Raw genomic sequence first — 21,335 nt, 5'->3', positions numbered from 1 at the left:
CGCCTGAATGCCCGGGCAGGCATCAGGCGGCTGCCATCGTCACTTGCCGGGGATCTTTTTTTCCAGTTCCAGCCGGAGTTCCATCAGGTCGTTGTCCATGCCGAAACCCACCGGCTGCCCCTGCGCCGGAGGCGCTGTCACCGGCGCGGGCGGCAGGTCGCTGAGGGTGAGATGGGGAGGCTCCGACAGATCGAGGTCGAGATCCAGCGGCGCGCCGCGTGATGGCGCTTGAAGGGCAGCGGGAGCCGTAGTTGCAGACGCCCGGGGAGCCAAGTTCACAGCGGTGGGCAGATGCGCATCAAAGTCGAAGTCCAGACCACCAGCCAGAGAGTCGGCCGGGGCTGCAGCGGCCATGATGGCCGATGGTGGGGACGGCCGCAGCACCTGGGTTTCATCCCTGGGCGGCGCAAGTGGTGTGGTGCGCTTGCGGGGCGCAGGGGCGCCGCGTGCGCTGGGGGGCGTGGTTTGCGCAATGGCCAGCAGCAGCAACAAATCATCGTAGGCGGCCAGATCAAACGGCTCTTGCGATTCCACACCGTCTGGCTTGAACAGCAGCTTTTCCAGCAGTATCACCACCGCGGGAGACGTCCACGCCTCCTCGATCTCGGCCAGCGCGTCGGTGTAGTGGTACAGCATTCGGCCCGTGCGATGAAAGCCCGAAAACTCCGGAACCTGTGCATTGAACGACTGCATGAACTGCACCCGCAGCTGCGAGAACTCCTCCACGCGGCTGAGCGTGTGGTACAGCCGCAAGAGCTCCAGATAGGCAAGCGGCGATGTCGCTCCACGCTCGGCAATGTGCTTTTTCAGCACTTCGATGGCCTGCTGGTGCTCGCCCACTGACACAAAAAACTCCGCCTGCTGCTGGATGTCGAACAGCTCTTCGGGGCTGACGATGTGCAGCGGGGCCTGCGGCGCTGCGGCGGGGGGCGGCTCTGAAGGCGTGGCCTTCAGGGGCGACGGCGCACTGGGCAGCGGGGCGGTGGCCACAAACGGCGGCGCCAGTGGCGCCGCAGCGGAGTCCGGCGAAGGCGCCCTGGGGCCCGACAATTCGTCGGAAGCCACCCAGTCATCGCTAGGCTCCGGGGCGAGGCCCAGTGCCGCACCGTGCTCCGCCATCACGTCCTCTCCGCCCAGCGCAGCCACGGAGTCGCGCCACGAGCGTACCGCCCTTTCAGAGGCACTGCGCAGCCTGGCCCAGGCCCACAACACCAGCAGCAACGCCAGCAGGACCGCGGCGGCCAGCGCATACACCACGGTGGCCGGGAAACGATCGTTCTCGGCCTGCTCCAGTTGCAGCTGCAGCTGTGCAGCGCGGGCGCTGTCACTTGCGGCTTGCGCCCGCAATGCCGCCACATCCGCCTCCAGGGCGCTGAGCCGGTCTGTCTGCGCAGCGGATTCTTCGGGGGGCGCGTTCAACGCCCGCCACATCGCTGCAGCCTGTGCACGCTCGGCCGAGGGCTGGTCGGACGGCACGGTCAGCAGCTCGGGGGAACTGCGCAGCGCCACGGGGCGGTCCGTCCACAGGTCCAGCGACTCGACCACCAGACGGGGCCGGTCGGCAGGTGCGGATGCTGCGGGTGTCTTCTTTGCTGCCGGGGGTGCACTTGCTGCGGTCTGCGCACGTGCGCGGCTGCGCTCTGCGGGGCGCGCTGGGCCTTGTGCCTGGGGCGACGCCGGGGTAATCGGCGGCGCTGCCCGCGCAACCGGGGCAGCGGCGCTGGCAGGGGGTAACGATGGCGGGGCGGACGGCGGTGCCAGGGGCGCTGCTGGCGCTGCGGCTGCGGTGGCGCCACGTGCACTGGCCGCGGTCTGGGCCGGGCGCGACGTTTCAGCCCCGGTCCGCTCAACCGAGGGAAGCTGCGAGACATCCACCGGGGCGGCAGATCGGGCTACCGAGTTCGGAAGCTCTGCAAAAAAGGTGTAGGTGCGTGTGACCTTGCCAGCGCACCCGGCAGACAGGGTGACGGTCAAAACGGGCTCATCCACCGCAATCGCCGCCTGAACCCTCACCGCCGAGGGGCGGCCACGCATGTCGGGAAGAGGCGTCACGCGCACCCTGGCGTCGCCAACGGCCGTCTCGCCAGCCATGATCCGCGCCGTGACGCAGGCGGAGGCGATATCGGTGCCCGGGTCCGGCTGGACATCAAAGGACAAGTCCACCGGCGCACCCAAGACCACAGCGCCGCGGCTGCTGCCCAAAGACAATGCAGATACGCCTGTGGCCACCACCCACAGACTGGCCCCCATCATGGCGTTACGAATTTTCACAATATTTTCGGATTTTCAGCGCGGCCCATTCTTGCACATAACTCCCGCGCAACGCCAGAGCCATAATGGCGCTATGAAAATTCAGTTTCCGAACATCGCCATCGTGGGTACCGGCGCCATGGGCCGGGGTATTGCGCAGATCGCCGCACAGGCGGGCAGCCAGGTGTTTCTGCTGGACGCCAATCCCGGTGCAGCGGACGCGGCCTTGAGCGCCCTCAAGGACCAGTGGAACAAGCTGGCGGGCAAAGGGCGCATCACTGCGCAGCAGGCGGCGGAGTTTTCGGCGCGTTTGCATCCGGTGCTGGCAGCATCTGAACTTGCAGGCTGTGACCTGGTGGTGGAAGCCATCGTGGAGCGCCTGGATGTCAAGCAAAAGCTCTTTGCAGAGCTTGAGGCGGTGGTGCGCAGCGATGCCGTGCTGGCCACCAATACGTCTTCGCTCTCGGTGACCGCGATTGGTGCCGGGCTCCAGCGTCCGGAGCGGCTTGCCGGCTTTCATTTCTTCAACCCGGTGCCCTTGATGAAGGTGGTGGAGGTGATTGCAGGGCTCAAGACCGATCCCGCCGTGTGCACTGCGCTGGCCGCGTACGCCAGGGAAATGGGTCACACGCCCGTGCAGGCACAAGACACACCCGGCTTCATCGTGAACCACGCAGGGCGCGGTTTTGGCACTGAAGCCTTGCGCATCGTGGGCGAAGGCGTGGCCGACTTTGCCACCATCGACCGCATCCTGCGCGACCAGGTCGGTTTCAAGCTCGGCCCCTTTGAGTTGATGGACCTGACAGCGCTGGACGTGTCCCACCCGGTGATGGAGTCCATCTACCGCCAGTACTACGACGAGCCGCGCTTTCGCCCCAGCGTGATCACTGCGCAGCGCCTGGCGGGCGGCGTGGTGGGCAAAAAGGTGGGCGAAGGTTTTTACCGCTATGTGGATGGCGTGGCGCAGATACCCGCGGAAGCACCACCGCCCGTGGTGGCCGAGATTCCCCCCGTGTGGGTCTCGCCCCGCGCTGCGCGCCGTGCCGAGCTGTACCAGCTGCTCAAGGACCTGGGCGCCACCATCGAAACGGGCCAGTCGCCCTCGCCCCAGGCCATCACGCTGGTCGCGCCACTGGGGTTTGACATTACCACCGTGGCGGTGGTCGAGCGCCTGGACCCGGCGCGCACCATCGGCATCGACATGCTGATCGACGACGCCGCTACCAAGCGCCGCGTGCTGGCCACCAACCCCGCCACCCGCGTGGACATCCGCAACGCAGCGCATGCGCTGTTTGCCCGCGACGGCAAGGCCGTGAGCGTGATCCGCGACAGCGGTGGTTTTGTCACGCAGCGCGTGGTGGCCACCATCGTCAACATCGCCAGCGACATCTGCCAGCAAGGCATCTGCTCCCCCAAGGATCTGGAAACCGCCGTGACCCTGGGCCTGGGCTACCCGCTCGGCCCCTTGGCCATGGGCGACCGCTGGGGTCCCACCAACATCCTGGAGGTGCTGTTCAACATGCAGACCGTGTATGGCGACACGCGCTACCGCCCCAGCCCCTGGCTGCGTCGGCGGGGAGCCATTGGCCTGAGCCTGAGCCACGTCGAAGAAGCCTGAACGCCCAGCACCCCGGCCACTCCACCGAAGACCGCCATGCCCGCAGAACTCCAGAGCACCAGCCAGGGCCAGACCCTGATCCTGACCCTTCGCAACCCCGAGCGGCGCAACGCCATCGACCCGGTGATGTACGCGGCGGGCGTGGAGGCGCTGGGCGTGGCCGAAAGCAGCCCGGACATTCGCAGCGTTGTCATCACGGGCGCCGATGGCATGTTCTGCTCCGGCGGCAATCTGCAGCGGCTTTTGGCCAACCGGCAGGAAGCCCCGGAGGTGCAGGCCCAGAGCATTGAAGGCCTGCACAACTGGATCGAGACCATCCGCACCTACCCCAAGCCCGTGATTGCGGCCGTGGAGGGCGCTGCGGCCGGGGCAGGCTTTTCGCTGGCGCTGGCCTGCGATTTCATCGTGGCAGCCCGCAACGCGGTGTTTGTGATGGCCTACAGCAACGTGGCGCTTTCGCCCGATGGCGGCGCCAGCTGGAGCCTGTCGCACGCCCTGCCCCGCCAGGTGGCCACCGAGATCCTGATGTGTGGCGACCGCATCGGCGCAGAACGCCTGCACGCGCTCGGCGTGGTCAACCGCATTGCAGAAAGCGGCAATGCGCTGGATGCCGCCCTGGCGCTGGCCGAGCAGCTCAATGCGCGCGCGCCCAACGCCCTGGCCAGCATCAAGGAGCTGCTGAACGAAGCACCCCACGCCCAGCTCACTCACCACCTGGCGCACGAGCGGGACCACTTTGTGAAGAACCTGCACCACGCCAACGGTGGGGCGGGCATTTCGGCTTTCCTTGAAAAACGCGTGCCCCGCTACGATTAGCGCCTCGACCACGCCCAACAAGCACCCCCGGCCCGCTGACCCCAGCCCCGGGGGTTCTTTTATGGCCTACGCACAGACACGCAGGTGACAACCCTGACGTAGCGCCGAGGTCCCTGACGCGACAATGGACCGGTTTCAAGTCACGCAAAAGACAGGCCATGGACGACCCGATTCTTACTATCGAAGAACGTGAAGCGATCAACTCCGGTCGCTGGTTTTCATCTCTCTCTCCCTCTCTACGCCACGACATCCTCAGATGTGCCTACGTCAAACGCTTCAAGGACGGCGGACTGATTGCCGCACGTGGAGATCCGCCCGAGGAGTGGATTGCGTGTGCGCGCGGCGCGGTGCGGGTGAGCTCCACCTCCATCTCGGGCAAGCAGATCACGCTGACCTATGTGGAGCCGGGCATCTGGTTTGGCGACGTGGCGATCTTCGACGGGGACCGGCGCACGCACGACGCCTACGCGCATGGCGACACCACCATCCTCTGTGTGGCCAAGGCCGATTTCAAGAAGATCCTGGCCGCGCATACCGAGCTGTACGAAGCCATGTTGCGCCTGCATGCGCGGCGCATCCGTCAGCTGTTCGGGCTGGTGGAAGACCTCAATACGCTGCCCTTGCGCTCGCGCCTTGCCAAGCAGTTGGTGCACCTGGTGCGCAGCTATGGCGTTCCCAGCCTGTCCGACGGCAGCGAGATGCGCATTGGCCTGCAGCTGGCACAGGAAGAACTGGCACAGCTGCTGGGCGCATCGCGCCAGCGGGTGAACCAGGAACTCAAGGCCATGGAGCGGGAGGACGCCATCCGCATCGAGCCGGGCGGCCTGGTGGTGCGCGACCGTGAAGCGCTCATGCGCATTGCCGAATCCGACAACTGACTGAATGAAACTTTCCGATCCTTCATGAGCAACTTTGACCATTTCGTCGGCACCCGCCCTGTTTCCGATCAGCACGCCTTTGACATCGACGCGCTGACGAACTGGCTCACCCGGAACATGAAAGGGTTCACGGGCCCCTTGACGGTGGAGATGTTCAAGGGCGGGCAGTCCAACCCCACCTACAAGCTCATCACGCCCGGTGCCAGTTATGTGATGCGCTCCAAACCCGGGCCGGTGGCCAAGCTGCTGCCCTCGGCGCATGCCATTGAACGCGAATTTGCCGTGATGAGCGGCCTGTACGGCACCGACGTGCCCGTGCCGCGCATGTTTGTGCTGTGCGAAGACGAATCCATCATTGGCCGTGCCTTCTATGTGATGGAGTGCATGCAGGGCCGCGTGCTGTGGGACCAATCCCTGCCCGGCATGACGCCCGCTGAACGCGGGGACATCTATAACGAGATGAACCGCGTGATCGCAGCGCTGCACACGGTCAAGTTTGCAGACCGGGGCCTGGCCAGCTACGGCAAGCCCGGCAACTACTTTGACCGCCAGATCGGCCGCTGGAGCAAGCAATACGTGGCCTCCATCACACAGCCCATCGAAGAGATGGACCGCCTCATGGAGTGGTTGCCCGCCCACATGCCCGCGAGCGCGCGGGACGAGGGCCATGTGTCCATCGTGCACGGCGACTACCGCCTGGACAACCTGATGTTCCACCCCACCGAGCCCCGCGTGATTGCCGTGCTGGACTGGGAGCTTTCCACGCTGGGCCACCCGCTGGCGGATTTCAGCTACCACTGCATGAGCTGGCACATTCCTGCCTCGCTGGGGCGCGGCATTGCGGGGCTGGACCTGGGCGTGCTCGGCATTCCCGACGAAGACACCTACATCCGCCGCTACTGCGAGCGCACCGGCATCGCCACGCCCGACGCCCTGCGGGCGGACTGGAACTTCTACCTCGCCTACAACATGTTCCGCATCGCCGCCATCCTGCAAGGCATTGCCAAGCGCGTGGAGGCCGGCACAGCGTCCAGCGCCCAGGCGAAAGCCTCTGGCGACACCGCACGGCCCATGGCCGAACTGGCCTGGTCGTTCGCGCAGCGCGGCTGAACACGCGACGCCCCCCCAGCGCCGCCCCACGATTACCAACGGAGAAGAAACCCATGGACTTTGACTACTCGCCCAAAACCAAGGAACTGCAGGCCAAGCTGCTCCAGTTCATGGATGACCACATTTATCCGAGCGAAACCGCGTACAAGGACGAGCTGGCCGCCAACACGGTGGCCGGCAAGCGCTGGAGCGCGCTGAACACCATCGAGAACCTCAAGCCCAAGGCGCAGGCTGCTGGCCTGTGGAACCTGTTCCTGCCGGTGGACAGCGCAGCCGCCTCGGGCTACGAAGGCGCGGGCCTGACCAACCAGGAATACGCACCCCTGGCCGAGATCATGGGCCGCGTGCAGTGGGCCAGCGAGGTGTTCAACTGCTCTGCCCCCGACACGGGCAACATGGAAACCATCGCCCGCTACGGCGACGAGGCCAACAAGGCCCGCTGGCTCAAGCCGCTGCTCGAAGGCAGGATCCGCTCGGCCTTTGCGATGACCGAGCCCGATGTGGCATCGAGCGACGCGACCAACATCGAAACCCGGATTACGCGGGAAGGCGACGAGTACGTCATCAACGGCCGCAAGTGGTGGATCTCGGGCGCGGCCGACCCGCGCTGTGCGGTGTTCGTCACCATGGGCAAGACGGACCCTGACGCGCCCAAGCACTCGCAACAGAGCATGGTGCTGGTGCCTGCCGACGCCAAGGGCATCACCATCATCCGCCCGCTGAACGTGATGGGCTATGACGACGCACCCCACGGCCATGTGGAGATGACGTTCGAGAACGTGCGCGTGCCCGTCTCCAACATCCTGCTGGGCGAAGGCCGCGGTTTCGAGATTGCCCAAGGGCGCCTGGGCCCCGGCCGCATCCACCACTGCATGCGCCTCATCGGACTGGCCGAGCGTGCGCTGGAGCTGATGTGCAAGCGTGCTTCGTCGCGCGTGGCCTTCGGCAAGACGGTGGCGCAGCAGACGGTAACGCAAGAGCGCATTGCCGAAGCCCGCTGCAAGATCGACATGGCCCGCCTGCTCACGCTCAAGGCGGCCTGGCTGATGGACGTGGCGGGCAACAAGGTCGCCAAGACCGAGATCGCCATGATCAAGGTGGTGGCCCCCAGCATGGCCTGCCAGGTGATCGACTGGGCCATGCAGGTGCACGGCGGCGGCGGCATGTGCGATGACTTCCCGCTGGCCTACGCCTACGCCGGTGCGCGCACCCTGCGCTTTGCCGACGGCCCGGACGAAGTGCACCGCAACGCCATTGCCAAGTGGGAGCTGGGCAAGTACAGCACCTACGGCCGCGATGCCAGCGTGCCCGTCACACGCGGCTCCTGAAAAGCGCCGGGGCGGGTGACCCCTGCGCCAGCAAGCAAGTCGGCGCTAATGCGCCGACCCGTCGTCCGGCCCTGCCACTGACATCGGTGGCAGGTTCTGCAAGGCGGCTTGCCCTGCCACCAGCAGCAGCTGCCTGGCATGTGCAATTTCGGCCAGGCTGCGCTCGGCGTGCTCCATGCGCAGGTAGACCCGGCCGCGCACCAGCATCAGCACCAGCGGTGCACGTGCGCGTTCCGTGGCGCCCTCACCCTCCACGGCATTGAGCAGTTGCGAAACCACCGGAGCATGAATCCAGCGCTGCGCGAACTCGATGCGCTCAGCCACCACCGCAAAGTGTTCCCGGAACGATGCGGGCAAGCCCGGCCACACCATCTCCTCGTACATCGCAAGCCAGCGCATCTCCTCCGGCAGGCTGGAGTCCACCGTGGTCTGCAGCGTGTCGGTGATGGCGTCGTAGGCCGTGCTCTCCAGCGTATCCTGCAAGGGCCGGTTGATGACCATGACGGCAGCGTCCATGTCGGCGCCCACATCGGCCCGCCCCGTGAGCTCCAGCCCGTGCACGTAGTCGCGTGTGGGCACACCACATTCGAGCCGCCAGGGGTGACCATGGAGATCTCCGCCCAGGTCGAAGTGCCCTTCGGTGGGGTGCGTCACAATGGCGAGCCGCTGATCGGCCGCCCATCGGGCAACGTCGCGGTTGGAGACGGGCCGCCCCGGAACCGGCCCCGTGTTGCCAGACGTACCAAGTGCTTTGCGGAGGCGTTCAAACATGGCAATCCGAAGCGCATGGCTTCGCAAGAGTCGCGGGTGCAGGCATTATTGGGGTCATTGGCTGCCGAAGGAAGCCCCCTGATTCACTCCCGGCGCCCTGCCCCGATCGAGACACGCCCGGTGCTCTGGCCTGGCGTGGTGCAGGTTTCAACGGCTGTGCAGGGGGCACGGCCCCATGGATGAAGACATACATGCTTTGCAGGACCGTAAACCGCCGTGTCGCCTTGAGCGCAGCGGCATTGGCGCTGATGACACCGGTGTGCGCCCTGGCGCTGCCACAGGACGCCTCGCCCACGGCCCGCAAGCTGGTGCGCTGGGCCGTCGGAACGGGCGACCACCAAAGCATGCCTTTTGCCGTGATCGACAAGCCTGCGGCCCGCATCCATGTGTTCTCGGCGCGGGCGCAATGGCTGGGCAGTGCGCCGGTGCTGCTGGGCGCTGCGCTGGGTGACCGGTCTGCGCCGGACATCGGGCAGCGGCCGCTGTCGCACATTCGCCCGGAAGAGCGCACCACGCCCGCTGGCCGGTTTGTGACGGAGCCCGGCCGCAACCTGCGCGGTGAAGACATTGTGTGGATCGACTACGAATCGGCTGTCTCGCTGCACCGCGTTCGCAGCGTGCATGCCGCAGAACGCCGCCTGCAGCGGCTTGCAAGCCCGGGCGTGCGGGACAAGCGCATCAGCTACGGCTGCGTGAACGCGCCCGAGGCGTTCTACGACCAGCTCATCGCCCCTGTCTTCGGGCAGACCCAGGGCGTGGTGTACGTGCTGCCTGACACGGAACCGTTTGCTACATTATTTGTAGCTGCCAGCGCTTATCCATAAAGCGCTTCAGGCACTTTGTACTTGAAATTTGAGTCCCACAACTTCCACCGGGATACCGGGGAGATGGCGCGGCGCGTCAGGCCGTCTTCAGCCGGAACACGGGCCTGCGCCCGCCCACCTCGATGCCCCGGGCGTTGATGATGCGCGCAGACCGGCGCGGCGCCAGGGCATCGCGCTGCGCGTCGTCCAGCCAGCCAAGTTGGTCCATCACCTCGACCGCAGCAGCCACCTGCGCCACCATGTTGCCATCCATGATCTTGAGGGCGAATGCTTCGCCGCGGCTTCGGCTGCCCACGGTCTGAACGCCGTCAGCGCCCGTCTTGGAGACCCAGTCGCCCCGGCCGATGCGCATGAAGTCCTGGTCGTGGCGGCCGGTGCCAGAGCCCAGCTCGGGGCGGGCCACCATCGCATCGGCCAGCGCCGTCAGGCTCTCGTGCAGATCGGTGTCGGGCGCGCCACCCGCCAGCCGGGCGTACCCCCGGGCCAGGTGGGCCAGCGGCATCGCGTAGTTGGGGGCCGAGCAACCGTCGGTGCCCATAGCCATCTGCTCCGGCTCCAGCCCCACGGCATGCGCAACCCTTTCACGCACTGCAGTCTGCAAGGGATGGCCTGGCGCCAAGTGATCCTCCAGCGGCCACCCCTGCTGCACGCAGTGCGCCACAAACCCTGCGTGCTTGCCACTGCAATTGTTGTGGCGCTCATCGGCCACAAAGCCTGCGGGCAACTGCAGGCCGGGCAGCCCCAGTGCGGCAAACATCGGCACGTGGCAGCCGCAGCGCAAGGCCTTGTAGGTGAGATTGACGGTGCCCAGCATGTGGTCGACCTGCTCCACATGCATGGGCTCTCCGTTGTGGCTGGCGCACAGCAGCGCCAGGTCTGCCGGGCCCCAGCCCAGTGCACGGGCGCCACCCGACTGCATGAACGGCAGCGCCTGAAATGCCTTGATCGTCGAGCGCGTGAACGTGACCGCATACGGGTCGCCCACCCGGGCCAGTACCCGCCCATCGCGGTTGACAACCGCCACCGCACCCCAGTGCTGGCATTCGACCATGCCACCCCGCGTCACTTCCATCAATGGAACGAACTGCATAAATGTCCTGACATTCAAAAGAGGTGGGTTACTTGGCAGCGGGCGCCAGCGTCAACTGGTGCACCCAGTTGGCGGGGCTGCGCTGCAGGGCACGGTAGCCGGTCTGCGCCCAGGCGCTGCTCATGTCGCGATAGCGGGGCGAGAACACCAGGCCACTTTGCCCGGTCTGGTAGATGAAGCGGGACTGCTCCAGGTCTGCCAGGTCATACACCGCGCGCAGCGATGCCGCATGCCGGTTCACAAACGTGCCCTTGGCCTCGCCCGCGTTGTACTGGCCCACGTTCACCGTGTACGAGTCGCCGTGCGATGGCACGCTCACATCAAAATACCGGGCCAGTGCGGCCACATTGCCAAAAGGCCGGTGCGCGCTGAGCGCCGGGTGCGCCGCGCCCCAACGCCATTGCGCCGGGTCGGCGCCGTAGGCGGCCTGCAGACGGTCCAGCGCGCGGCCCAGGGCGGCCGCCGATTGCTCGGCGCAGGTCGTGGGCTGGCACCACCACGGGTCGTTACGCTCCAGCATGCGTTCGATGCCGGCGCGGTAGTCGCGCTTGCCATAGGTGGCGGCAAACCGGTCTTCGCCGATGCGCGGGATGATCAGGCCGCGGGCCAGTTCATCCGTCCAGGCCGCAAACACCAGTGGCGCGGCCGCGTTGGCATCCATGACCCCGTCAAATCCCTTGAGCTGCACCTGCGCGGCTGCGGCGAGCGGGTGCGTGGACTGCGCCTGCAGCAGATGCGGCAACAGGCGGCGCGTGGCCAGCGATGTCACGTCGCTATGGATGGTCTGCATGCTGTTCGCGTCGTGCTTCTCGGTCGCGCCGATCAGCTGCTCAATGCGCTCGTAGCGGTAGGGCAACGCCCAATCCTGCGTCAGGTAGTGGGTGTAGTCTGGCGCCGTAATGCGCTGGTTGGCAGTAGCCACCCAGCCTTTGGCGCCATCGTCCTCTGGCGTCTGTGCATAGGGCAGCCAGCCTGTCCAGTCGTAGCGCGCATCCCAGCCGGGCGATGGGGCCACGCCGCGAATGTCATTGGCGGGATCGCGCAGCGGCACGCGCCCCACGGCCTTGAAGCGGATGCGGCCCTGGTCATCGGCCGCCACCACGCTTTGCATGGGCGAGTGGTAGTGCGACAGCCCCTCAAAGAGCTCATCCACCGATTGGGCCTGGTTGGTCTGCAAGCCCGCCAGCACCGTCTGGTTGTCCGCATCCAGCGCGCTCCAGCGCAGCGCCAGCACGTACTTGCCCAGGTCCAGCACCTCGGCGTGCACCTTTTGCACGTCGCTGAGCACGGGCCCGTGCCGGGTGCTGCGCAGTTTCAGCTCCAGATCGGGGGCGCCCTTGATGCGGATGGTTTCTTCGCGGACCATGAACGGCGCCCACCCTTGCGGCGTGCGGTACTGCGAAGGGTCTGCGGGGTTGATCTGTTCGAGGTAGAGGTCCTGCACGTCGGGCCCGGTGTTCGTAAAGCCCCAGGCCACACGGTTGGTGCGGCCCAGCACCACGAACGGCAGACCCGGCAGGGTGGCGCCCACCACATCAATGGCCGCAATGGGGGTACCGTCTGACGCCTGCCCGGCCGGCGCCTGCATGCCCGCGAAGTACCAGATGGCCGGTGCCGAAAGGCCCAGGTGCGGGTCGTTGGCCAGCAGGGGCTTGCCACTCACGGTGCGCGTGCCAGCCAGCACCCAGTTGTTGCTGCCCTTGCCTTCGTTGGTGCCAGCGTTGCGGGTCAGCTCATCAGCCCAGGCCAGCATGCCCGCGCTGATCTGGCGCGACAGCGGCCCTTCGTGCCGCTCTGGCGGCAATGCCGCAGCCACAGGGACGGCACCGCCGGCGCGAAACACGCCCAGCTGGCGGTACAACGCCGCAAGATCGGCAGAGGCTGCCGGTGGCTCGCCCGGGTACGGTGGCATCAGCTGCCAGAGACGCTCGGTGTCCAGCGTTCTGGCCACGGACAGCCTTGCAAACTCGTTGCCCCAGTTGCCGCCCAGGTCCAGCGCCATCATGAGCGCCCAGCCCACGCTGTCTTCGGGCTCCCACACGGCGCCTTGCGCGCCCCCGGGCTTTACGCCCAGCACATGGAACTCCGGTGGCAAGGCCTGCGGGCGATTGTTGTGGAAGGCCTGAATGCCCCGGCTGTAGGCTTGCAATGCCTCCCGGGCATACAGCGGCAAACCGGCGTACTGGCGCCGGGCCGCACCCATGATGTCGAGGCTGCGCATGAGCTTGTCGGTTTCCACCGTGGCGGGGCCAAAGACTTCGGACAGCTGGCCATGCATCACGCGGCGGTTGAACTCCAGCTGCCAGGTGCGCTCCTGCGCATGCACGTAGCCCATGGAAAACCAGGCGTCCTGTGGGCTCTGGGCGCGGATATGCGTCACATCGGCGCCGTCACGCCGCACCTGCACGGCATTGCCCAGCCCCGCCACCGCAATCGAGCCGTCAAGCTGCGCAAAACTGCGCTGCACATACACTGCGGCGCCGGCGCCTGCCAGCAGCGCCGCAGCCACCAGGCCCAGGGCTGTGCGTTTCATCCATGCCATATATCTTGTCTCCTGCCGTTGGTATTGGTATTGGTATTGCTGTGGGGAATTTGTGGGTGGCAAATGCACGCCCGTGACAGGCCACCCTGCACAGGCGCCACGCCACGCAGGCCGCCAGCCGCGTGCATTCAGCTCAGGTGCACACTGCCGTCTGCCACATGAAAGCTCATGACCGGCGCACTGGGTTCGCTGAACGATACGCCCAGCGCAATGTGCCCTGCGCCATGCAGGATGCAGGCATCGCGCCGCAGGCGCACGGGCGATTCGCTGCCTTCGAACCGCACCCAGGTGCCGAAACTGCTCATGTCCGTCAGCACGAAGCCGCTGTTGCGCCAGTCGATGCGGGCATGCAGGCGCGATACACGGGGGTCGTTGATGCACAGCTGGGCGTGCTGGGCACGGCCCACCATCACCGGGGCATCTGCTGAGGTGAAGGTGCGGTCCACCTCGTGCCATGAAAACTGGATCTGCCCCAGGATGGAATCCGCCGGCGCAAAGTTGCTGACCAGGGCGGCCTGCATGGTGAGGGAGTCGGGCGCTTCGTCCTCGCGCCACTCCACGTGGTAGAGCATCAGCAGCTCGGCCTTGCCACGGATATCCATCATGCCGAGCTTGCGGTACCACACGTCGGGCGCTGTGCCCGCCAGCAGCACCGTGGTCTCGGTGGCCCAGATTTCGGCGGGGCCGGCACGTTCGCACAGCCTGGACGCGACATTGACGGCATCGCCATAACAATCGCCATCCACATCCACCACTTCACCGCTGGCCACCCCTACCCGGATGTCCATGCGCAAGGGCTGCGGCCAACGGTCCTGCCGGGACTGGTGCTGGCGCAGCATGGTCGCCATGGCCGAGACCGCACTGGAGGCATCGCCAAAGACACCCAGCACGCCGTCGCCCAGCTTCTTGACCACGCGCCCGCCGTGCGACTCCACGGTGTCCCCGATCCACTGTGTGACCTCGGTGACGGCTTCGGTGGCCCGCTCGTTGCCCAGTGCCTCATACAGTGCCGTGCTGCCCGAGATGTCCGCAAAGACCATGGTCGACAACACACTCATGAACGACGGGCCATTGGTAACATCATGTGAACCAGTTTAGTGCAAGCGCCCGCGCCGTGCATCTTTCAAATTGCCACGAGCCTGAACGGGTGGAAGATGCCATTGAACACTGCCTGCGTAGAACCGGTAATAGTTGGCAACAATCCGGCCCCGTCTGTTGTCTTTGCGCAAAAACAGGAGCACGGCCCTTGCGCTGCGCCTCGCTCCCGCTTACTTTGTCCGACCCTGCTACGCAAACGCATTGCCCGCCCCCTCATGCGCTGGATCAAGCCCAACCTCCGCAACAGCCTGCACGACCTGCTTGGCCGCGACAAACCGTCGTCGACGGCGTGGGTGCGCCACCCGGGGATGGAGGACATCCGGCGCGCCATGCTGCAAAGCCTGGCTGGCATCACCGGCTGTGAAGTGGCGCGCATGAACATGCGGCTGCGCTATGCGGCCGACATCGAGGCCCTGTGGTACCTGCGCTCCGACCTGTTCAGCATGCTGGTGCCGCTGCGCGGTGAACCCGCTGCCCAACGGGTGATGGACGAAGTCACACTGCTGTTCCAGGGGCAACTGCCCCGCGCGCCGCGCCCGGCACTGGCGCACCACATCCGGCCCTGACGCGGCGCGACACCTGCACTGCGGCGGGTGCTGGCAAGACCTCAGTGCTGGTGGCCCCAGTAAATCAGCGCATCCCGTTCTTCCACCGACAGCGACACCGTGGCGCCCACCGGCAGCAGCACCTTGGTCTGCACATGCCCGAACGGCAGGTTGGTCAGCACGGGCGCCTTGATCTGGGTGCGCAGCCAGTCCACCACCGACTGCAGCTTGAAGCCCTTGTCGTGCGGAGCCAGCCGGTAGCCGGTGAACTGCCCCAGCACCACCGCCTTTTGCTGCGCCAACACCCCGGCGTGCAGCAGTTGCGTGAGCATGCGCTCGATGCGGTAAGGGTGCTCGCTCACGTCCTCCACAAAAAGGATGCCGCCCTTGACCTGCGGAAAGTAAGGCGTTCCCACCAGCCCGGTCAGCACGGCGAGGTTGCCGCCCCACAGCGTGGCGTTTTTCACATACACGTCCGGCACGGCAGGTTTGCCAGTCACCGCATGAGGCTGCTCCTTGTTCATGCGCCAGCCTGTGCCTTCGCCGTGGCCGGTCAGCAGGTCGTCAAAGCAGGCCATCATGATGTCGTCGGGCTCGCCTTCCACGCCAAAGTCGCTGATCAGTGCGGGCCCGGCCCAGGTGGTGGCGCCGGTCTGGGCCAGCACTGCGGTCTGAAACGCCGTGAAATCGCTCAGACCCACAAATTTCATGCCGCGCTCGATCGCCTTGGCCACGGCCTTGTAGCGGATGCCGGGCAGGATGCGCGTGAGCCCATAGGCGCCGCGCGTGATCAGCGCCACGTCGGCACCACTGGCCGCAGCCCGGTGGATGGCCGCCAGGCGTGTGGCGTCATCGCCCGCAAAACGGGTGTGCACGGCCTGCGCATCGGGGTCCACCTCTACCTCGTGGCCCAGGGCCTTCAGGCGCGCAATGCCGCGCTTGAAGGCGGCCTTGTCGCGGATGGCACTGGCCGGGGAGTAAATGTAGATGTGCCTGGGACCATGGTCGTGGCCGCAATGCGAAGGGTCGTGATCGTGGTGGTCGTGCAAAGCGCTCAGGCCCGCCGAGGGGCCTCCTCCGTAAACAGGGGGGAAAGCCGGGCAGCAGAGGGTGCCGCCGGGCAAGTCAGTGCGCGAAGTATTCCACAGCCTGTGCGGCAATGGCCTCGCCATGCTCCTGCACAAAGTGGCCGGCGCGGGGCAGCACGACAGGCGCGGGGCAGCCTTGGATGCACTGTTGCAGCGCCTGCATGGTGGGCAGGCCCAGCACCGGGTCTTGCGCGCCCACCACCATCAGGCTGCGGCCCTGCCACTGGTGCTGCCAGAAATCGCGGGCTGCACGCGACAGCACCGCGCCAGGGTCATCCAGCGCGGCAGGGACACGTTCGGGGAAAGCACGCAGCGCAGCGCGGTAGCCTTTGTCCGGGAAGGGCGCGTCGTACGCGGCACATTCGGCGGCGCTCAGGTGCGGATTGCCACGTGCCAGCAGGCGCCCTACCCCGTATAGCGGCTTGTCACGGCACATGGCGCGCCAGTCCACAAAGCCCTGAGGCAAGGGCGCAGCGCCCGTGGCCAGCAGGGTGTTCATCACCAGCAGTCCGTCGAAGCGCTCGGGCATCGACATGGGCAGCGTCAGGCCCAGGATGCCACCCCAGTCCTGCACCACCAGCACGACATTGCGCAGGTCCAGCCGCTCAATCAGCTCCAGCAGCACCTGGCGGTGCCAGTCGAACTGGTGGGCGCCCTCCTTTTTGGGCTTGTCGCTTTTGCCAAAGCCGATCAGGTCGGGCGCGACCACGCGGTCGCCTGCGGCAAGAAACGTGGGCAGCATGCGGCGGTAGAGGTAGCTCCAGGCCGGGTTGCCGTGCAGGCACAGCCAGGTGCGCGGCGCATCGCGGGGGCCTTCGTCCAGGTAATGCAGCCGCAGGCCCGCCAGGCTGGGCAGGTCGCTGAGGTAACGGGGCGCCCAGGGGTAGCCGGGCAGGTGGGCAAACGCTGCATCGGGCGTGCGCAAGGCGTCGTCGCGCAGCGGGTGGCGGGCCAGGGCCTCGGTGCGCTGCTGTTGCCGGCGTTGCCGAAAAAAGCGGCTCAGCAGGCTGCCACATTCGTCGGCCAGCACACCGCCCAGCACTTCGGTCTGGTGGTTGATTTCGGAATGGCCAAACAGGTTGAGCACCGAACCCGCCGCGCCCGTCTTGGGGTCGGCCGCGCCGTACACCACGCGCGCGAGCCGGGCATGCAGCATGGCGCCGCTGCACATGGCACAGGGCTCTAGCGTCACATACAGGCTGCAGCCGTCCAGCCGGTAGTTGCCCAGGCGCTGCGCCGCTGCGCGCAGGGCCACGATCTCGGCATGGGCCGTGGGGTCGTGGCCCTCCACAGGGGCATTGCGGCCGGTGGCGATGACCTGGCCGTCCTTGACCACGATGGCGCCCACGGGCACCTCACCAGCGCGGGTGGCGGCTTGCGCCTCGGCCAGGGCCAGGCGCATCCAGTGCGTGTCGTTGTCCAGCGTCATTGCTACTTATTTAATAGCTACTCGCGCTTTCTGGATAAGCGCCAGAGGCCGATTTGGCTTATTTTTCTTCATCCGGCATGGGCCGGGTCTGCTGCAGCAGGCCTTCCACCTGTTGCTTCACCTGCTGCTGGATCTGCTGGCTCTGGTCGCGCACCGTCGGTGCCGACGCAGGCGCCACAGCGCCGGGCGCCGTCTGCAGCGACGGCACCGGCGTGCGCGTGGCGGACGTCTGCTTCTTGGCAAGCAAGCCCACCACCGCCAGTACCACCACCAGCCCGACCAATCCCAGCATTGCGCGCATACCTTGGCTCCTTGGCGGACACCGATGGCCCGCCTGCAATCTTGCACAGGGGCCTGACTGTAAAGCCAAAGCGCGCACGCAAAAACGGCCGCACAGGGCGGCCGTCCAACTCAGCGCAAGCGCTGCAGGCGTCAGTTCAGCGCCACGCGGCTGCCGTCCTTGAAGGTATAGAGCGTCACGGCGGGGGCTGTCAGCTCGCCCTTGGCGGTAAAGGCGATGTTGGCGGTCACGCCCTTGTATTCGGTCTTGGCGATAAAGGGCGCGAAGACTTTGGGGTCCACCGAGTTGGCGCGCTTCATGGCGTCGGCCAGCACCATGGCGGCGTCATAGGCGTAGGGGCTATAGATCTGGAACTGGCCGGGAAACTTGGCGTCGTAGCGCTTCTTCCAGTCTGCGCCGCCCTGCATCTTGTCCACCGACGCACCACCGGTGGCGCAGGTCACGTTCTTGAGCGCGGGGGTTTTGCCCGACAGCTCGGGCAGCTTTTCGGTGCACAGTGCGTCACCGCCAAAGTACTTCACGTTGCCCAGGCCCAGCTGCTCCATCTGGCGCAGCATGGGGCCGGCTTGCGCGTCCAGGCCGCCGTAGAAGATCGCGTCAGGCTTCTTGTTCTTGATGGACGTCAGGATGGCCATGAAATCGGTGGCCTTGTCGTTGGTGAACTCCTCGCCCACCACCTTCAGGCCCTTTTGCAGCGCCGTGGCCTTGAAGACCGAGGCCACGCCCTGGCCGTAGGCCGTGCGGTCGTCGATGATGGCAACGCTTTTCAGCTTCTGGTGGTCGGCACCAAACAGCGCCAGCGCCGCACCCAGCGCGTTGTCGTTGGCGATCAGGCGGAAAGTGGTCTTGTGGCCGGGTTTGGTCAGGTCGGGGTTGGAGGCCGAGGCCGTGATGTGGGGCAGGTCGCACTTGGCATAGATGGCCGATGCGGGGATGGACGTGCCCGACTGCAGGTGGCCCACCACGCCCGCAACCTTCTGGTCGCACAGCTTCTGGGCCACGGCGGTGGCCTGGCGCGGGTCGCCCGCATCGTCTTCGGCCGCAATTTCAAATTTGATCTTCTTGCCGCCGATGACGAGGTTCTGGGCGTTCAGGTCGTCAATGGCCAGGCGCACACCGTTTTCGGTGTCCTTGCCGATGTGGGCAATGCCGCCCGAAACGGGGCCCGCGTGGGCGATCTTGACGGTTTGCACGTCCTGGGCAAACGCACTGGCGGTGGCCAGAGAGCAGGCCACCAGGGCCACGGCAGACAGGGGAAAAGCGGGTGAAGAAGCGAGGCGCAACACGATGAGAGGTCTCCAGGGGTCGATCAAAACGGCTGTGCACGGCGAGAGCGTGCAACAGGCCCCGCATCCTAGCCAGCCCGACGGCGATTTGGCGCCAACCGCTAAGCGAACTTAGCAATTTGCCAATTCATTAATCCGGCTAATGCAAAGCGCCCCGCCCGCAGCGGCGGGCACACTGGGATAATCCGGGCCCATGTCCCTTTTGCCCCACCAGCTCGAACTGCTCTCGCCTGCGCGCGACGCCAACATTGGCATCGAAGCCATCAACCACGGCGCCGATGCCGTCTACATCGGCGGCCCGGCCTTTGGCGCGCGCGCCAGCGCGGGCAACGACATCCGGGACATCGAACGCCTGGTCAGGCACGCGCACCGCTTCAACAGCCGCATCTTCATCACGCTCAACACCATCCTGCGCGACGACGAGCTGGAGGCCGCGCGCCAGATGGCCTGGCAGGTGTACGAGGCGGGCGCGGACGCGCTCATCATCCAGGACATGGGCCTCTTGGAAATCGACCTGCCCCCCATCCAGCTGCACGCCAGCACACAGACCGACATCCGCACGCCCGAGAAGGCGCGCTTTCTGCAGGACGCCGGCCTCTCGCAGATCGTGCTGGCGCGTGAGCTCACGGTGCAACAGGTCGCTGCCGTGCACAAGGCCTTGGGGCCGGTGGATGCGCCGGGGCGCGCCAACATCGAGTTCTTCATCCACGGCGCGCTGTGCGTGGCCTACAGCGGGCAGTGCAACATCAGCCATGCACAAACGGGCCGCAGCGCCAACCGCGGCGACTGCAGCCAGGCCTGCCGCCTGCCCTACCAGGTGACGGACGCGCAGGGCCGCTTCATCGCACACGACAAGCATGTGCTCTCCATGAAGGACAACAACCAGAGCGACAACCTGCGCGCCCTCATCGATGCGGGCGTGCGCAGCTTCAAGATCGAGGGGCGCTACAAGGACATGGGCTACGTGAAGAACATCACGGCCCACTACCGCACGCTGCTCGACGAAATCATCGAAGAGCGTGAGGCCCAGGGCCGGCCCCTCGGCCGCTCATCCAGCGGGCGCACCACCTTCACCTTCACGCCCGACCCGCTGCAGAACTTCAACCGCGAGTTCACCGACTACTTCGTGACCGGCCGCAAGGAAGACATTGGCGCCTTCGACACCCCCAAGAACCCCGGCCAGGCCATCGGCTGGGTGACCAAGGTAGGCCCCGACTTTGTGGAGCTGGAAGTGAGCGACCCCAGCACGGTGCTGCACAACGGCGACGGCCTGTGCTACTACGACCTGCACAAGGAGCTGGTGGGCATGGCCATCAACGTGGCCGAGCCCGTGTCGGCGCACAGCGTGGGCAAGCTCATCACGCAATGGCGCGTGTACCCCAAAGACCCGATGGAGAGCTTCAAGGACCTGCGCAAGGGCACCGAAGTCAACCGCAACCGCGACATGGACTGGGTGCGCACGCTGGAGAAAAAGTCTAGCGACCGCCGCATCGGCCTGTGGGCCCACCTGAGCGAAACCCCCAACGGCTTTCGCCTGCTGCTGACCGACGAAGACGGCAATGTGGGCTCTGCCTCCGTGCAGCAGCCGCATCAGGTTGCGACCGACGCCGCCAAGGCCGAAGCCAGCCTGCGCGAGCAGCTCGGCCGCTTTGGCGCGACGGTGTTTGCGGTGCATGACATTGCGCTGCAGCTGTCGCAGCCGTGGTTTGTGCCCGCCTCGGTGGTCAACGCGCTGCGGCGCGATGCCGTGGCCGACCTGGAGGCCAACCGCGCCCGCAACTTTGCCCGTCTGCCGCGCGCCACGCCGGTGGAGCCGCCTGCGCCCTACCCCGAAGACACGCTCTCGTTCCTGGGCAACGTGTTCAACCACAAGGCCCACGACTTCTACGTGCGCCACGGCGTGAAGGTGATCGATGCGGCCTACGAGGCGCACGAGGAAGAAGGCGAAGTCAGCCTCATGATCACCAAGCACTGCGTGCGCTTTTCGATGAGCCTGTGCCCCAAGCAGGCCAAGGGCGTGACGGGCGTGCAGGGCACCATCAAGGCCGAGCCACTGATGCTGATCAACGGCAAGGAAAAACTCACGTTGCGCTTTGACTGCAAGCCCTGCGAGATGCACGTGGTGGGCAAGATGAAAAAATCGGTGCTCAACCAGCACGCCCGGGACATGCAGACCGTGCCGCTGCAGTTCTACCGCACCCGGCCAGCGGCCAATATACTATCAAAATAATAGCTGCTGGCGCTTATCCATCAAGCGCTGGAGGCCATTTTGGCTCAAAATTTTGGCATAACAATGCCGCCAGCACGGCGCGCATAAGCACATAGCCAAAGATTCGACCCGTGCGCACCATCGGGGTGCAA

Annotated in this window: 17 protein-coding genes; 8 read left to right on the top strand and 9 right to left on the bottom strand. The window is 66.1% G+C overall.

Annotated elements, in window-relative coordinates; genetic code table 11:
• Positions 1-39 precede the first annotated feature (39 nt).
• On the bottom strand, positions 40-2,271 hold the full coding sequence (locus KYG_RS07090; protein WP_237707217.1) for a hypothetical protein: 2,232 nt from the start codon (positions 2,269-2,271) through the stop codon (positions 40-42).
• Positions 2,272-2,344: 73 nt separating this feature from the next.
• Between KYG_RS07090 and KYG_RS07085 the strand changes: the two genes are divergently transcribed.
• The 5 genes from KYG_RS07085 to KYG_RS07065 all read left to right on the top strand — a co-directional run bounded on the left by KYG_RS07085 (position 2,345) and on the right by KYG_RS07065 (position 8,000).
• Positions 2,345-3,868 carry a 3-hydroxyacyl-CoA dehydrogenase gene (locus KYG_RS07085; RefSeq protein ID WP_008904171.1) on the top strand — a complete coding sequence of 508 codons (1,524 nt, stop codon included), beginning with the start codon at positions 2,345-2,347 and terminating at the stop codon, positions 3,866-3,868.
• Positions 3,869-3,904: 36 nt separating this feature from the next.
• Positions 3,905-4,684: an oxepin-CoA hydrolase, alternative type gene (locus KYG_RS07080; RefSeq protein WP_008904170.1), complete on the top strand. Its 780-nt coding sequence runs from the start codon at positions 3,905-3,907 to the stop codon at positions 4,682-4,684.
• A 158-nt stretch (positions 4,685-4,842) separates the two neighbouring features.
• Complete coding sequence (locus KYG_RS07075; protein WP_008904169.1) at positions 4,843-5,562, top strand: Crp/Fnr family transcriptional regulator; 720 nt, start codon at positions 4,843-4,845, stop codon at positions 5,560-5,562.
• A 24-nt stretch (positions 5,563-5,586) separates the two neighbouring features.
• The gene (locus KYG_RS07070; protein WP_008904168.1) at positions 5,587-6,672 is read left to right on the top strand and encodes a phosphotransferase; all 1,086 of its coding nucleotides are present in this window, start codon (positions 5,587-5,589) and stop codon (positions 6,670-6,672) included.
• 53 nt (positions 6,673-6,725) lie between these two features.
• Positions 6,726-8,000 (top strand): acyl-CoA dehydrogenase family protein, encoded by a 1,275-nt coding sequence (locus tag KYG_RS07065; RefSeq protein WP_008904167.1) that lies wholly within the window; start codon positions 6,726-6,728, stop codon positions 7,998-8,000.
• A 45-nt stretch (positions 8,001-8,045) separates the two neighbouring features.
• Here the strand turns inward: KYG_RS07065 and KYG_RS07060 are convergent, their stop codons facing one another.
• Complete coding sequence (locus KYG_RS07060) at positions 8,046-8,771, bottom strand: hypothetical protein (protein WP_008904166.1); 726 nt, start codon at positions 8,769-8,771, stop codon at positions 8,046-8,048.
• Positions 8,772-8,962: 191 nt separating this feature from the next.
• Between KYG_RS07060 and KYG_RS07055 the strand changes: the two genes are divergently transcribed.
• Positions 8,963-9,595: a hypothetical protein gene (locus KYG_RS07055; protein ID WP_050813807.1), complete on the top strand. Its 633-nt coding sequence runs from the start codon at positions 8,963-8,965 to the stop codon at positions 9,593-9,595.
• A gap of 76 nt (positions 9,596-9,671) precedes the next feature.
• On the opposite strand, the gene KYG_RS07050 is transcribed toward KYG_RS07055, so the two are convergent.
• The 3 genes from KYG_RS07050 to KYG_RS07040 all read right to left on the bottom strand — a co-directional run bounded on the left by KYG_RS07050 (position 9,672) and on the right by KYG_RS07040 (position 14,285).
• Positions 9,672-10,685 carry an asparaginase gene (locus KYG_RS07050; RefSeq protein WP_034693561.1) on the bottom strand — a complete coding sequence of 338 codons (1,014 nt, stop codon included), beginning with the start codon at positions 10,683-10,685 and terminating at the stop codon, positions 9,672-9,674.
• A 28-nt stretch (positions 10,686-10,713) separates the two neighbouring features.
• Positions 10,714-13,227: a penicillin acylase family protein gene (locus KYG_RS07045; protein WP_008904163.1), complete on the bottom strand. Its 2,514-nt coding sequence runs from the start codon at positions 13,225-13,227 to the stop codon at positions 10,714-10,716.
• Positions 13,228-13,355: 128 nt separating this feature from the next.
• Positions 13,356-14,285 (bottom strand): adenylate/guanylate cyclase domain-containing protein, encoded by a 930-nt coding sequence (locus KYG_RS07040; protein ID WP_034693558.1) that lies wholly within the window; start codon positions 14,283-14,285, stop codon positions 13,356-13,358.
• A gap of 255 nt (positions 14,286-14,540) precedes the next feature.
• On the opposite strand from KYG_RS07040, the gene KYG_RS07035 reads away from it, so the two are divergent.
• A complete protein-coding gene (locus tag KYG_RS07035; protein WP_008904161.1) occupies positions 14,541-14,891 on the top strand; it encodes a hypothetical protein in 351 nt (116 codons plus the stop codon).
• Between the two features lie 41 nt (positions 14,892-14,932).
• Here KYG_RS07035 and KYG_RS07030 read toward each other — a convergent pair whose 3' ends face one another.
• The 4 genes from KYG_RS07030 to KYG_RS07015 form a co-directional block, all read right to left on the bottom strand.
• Positions 14,933-15,919: an LD-carboxypeptidase gene (locus KYG_RS07030; protein ID WP_008904160.1), complete on the bottom strand. Its 987-nt coding sequence runs from the start codon at positions 15,917-15,919 to the stop codon at positions 14,933-14,935.
• A 76-nt stretch (positions 15,920-15,995) separates the two neighbouring features.
• Positions 15,996-17,387, bottom strand: coding sequence for a tRNA adenosine(34) deaminase TadA (gene tadA, locus KYG_RS07025; protein ID WP_008904159.1), 1,392 nt, complete (start codon positions 17,385-17,387; stop codon positions 15,996-15,998).
• A gap of 58 nt (positions 17,388-17,445) precedes the next feature.
• Positions 17,446-17,688, bottom strand: coding sequence for a hypothetical protein (locus tag KYG_RS07020; RefSeq protein ID WP_008904158.1), 243 nt, complete (start codon positions 17,686-17,688; stop codon positions 17,446-17,448).
• A 131-nt stretch (positions 17,689-17,819) separates the two neighbouring features.
• On the bottom strand, positions 17,820-18,974 hold the full coding sequence (locus KYG_RS07015; RefSeq protein ID WP_008904157.1) for a branched-chain amino acid ABC transporter substrate-binding protein: 1,155 nt from the start codon (positions 18,972-18,974) through the stop codon (positions 17,820-17,822).
• A gap of 193 nt (positions 18,975-19,167) precedes the next feature.
• On the opposite strand from KYG_RS07015, the gene KYG_RS07010 reads away from it, so the two are divergent.
• Positions 19,168-21,204 carry a U32 family peptidase gene (locus KYG_RS07010; protein WP_008904156.1) on the top strand — a complete coding sequence of 679 codons (2,037 nt, stop codon included), beginning with the start codon at positions 19,168-19,170 and terminating at the stop codon, positions 21,202-21,204.
• The last annotated feature ends 131 nt before the right edge of the window (positions 21,205-21,335 follow it).

This window comes from Acidovorax sp. NO-1 (genome assembly GCF_000238595.1).
Lineage (GTDB): Bacteria > Pseudomonadota > Gammaproteobacteria > Burkholderiales > Burkholderiaceae_C > Acidovorax.
The sequence above is the reverse complement of the archived record's forward strand: the minus strand, read 5'-3'. Positions and strand labels throughout refer to the sequence as shown.

Excerpts from the sequence above, each read along its gene's own strand:
- KYG_RS07085 (WP_008904171.1), top strand. The coding sequence starts at position 2,345 with ATGAAAATTCAGTTTCCGAACATCGCCATCGTGGGTACCGGCGCCATG.
- KYG_RS07080 (WP_008904170.1), top strand. The coding sequence starts at position 3,905 with ATGCCCGCAGAACTCCAGAGCACCAGCCAGGGCCAGACCCTGATCCTG.
- KYG_RS07075 (WP_008904169.1), top strand. The coding sequence starts at position 4,843 with ATGGACGACCCGATTCTTACTATCGAAGAACGTGAAGCGATCAACTCC.
- KYG_RS07070 (WP_008904168.1), top strand. The coding sequence starts at position 5,587 with ATGAGCAACTTTGACCATTTCGTCGGCACCCGCCCTGTTTCCGATCAG.
- KYG_RS07065 (WP_008904167.1), top strand. The coding sequence starts at position 6,726 with ATGGACTTTGACTACTCGCCCAAAACCAAGGAACTGCAGGCCAAGCTG.
- KYG_RS07060 (WP_008904166.1), bottom strand. The coding sequence starts at position 8,771 with ATGTTTGAACGCCTCCGCAAAGCACTTGGTACGTCTGGCAACACGGGG.
- KYG_RS07055 (WP_050813807.1), top strand. The coding sequence starts at position 8,963 with ATGCTTTGCAGGACCGTAAACCGCCGTGTCGCCTTGAGCGCAGCGGCA.
- KYG_RS07050 (WP_034693561.1), bottom strand. The coding sequence starts at position 10,685 with ATGCAGTTCGTTCCATTGATGGAAGTGACGCGGGGTGGCATGGTCGAA.
- KYG_RS07045 (WP_008904163.1), bottom strand. The coding sequence starts at position 13,227 with ATGGCATGGATGAAACGCACAGCCCTGGGCCTGGTGGCTGCGGCGCTG.
- KYG_RS07040 (WP_034693558.1), bottom strand. The coding sequence starts at position 14,285 with ATGAGTGTGTTGTCGACCATGGTCTTTGCGGACATCTCGGGCAGCACG.
- KYG_RS07035 (WP_008904161.1), top strand. The coding sequence starts at position 14,541 with ATGCGCTGGATCAAGCCCAACCTCCGCAACAGCCTGCACGACCTGCTT.
- tadA (WP_008904159.1), bottom strand. The coding sequence starts at position 17,387 with ATGACGCTGGACAACGACACGCACTGGATGCGCCTGGCCCTGGCCGAG.
- KYG_RS07020 (WP_008904158.1), bottom strand. The coding sequence starts at position 17,688 with ATGCGCGCAATGCTGGGATTGGTCGGGCTGGTGGTGGTACTGGCGGTG.
- KYG_RS07010 (WP_008904156.1), top strand. The coding sequence starts at position 19,168 with ATGTCCCTTTTGCCCCACCAGCTCGAACTGCTCTCGCCTGCGCGCGAC.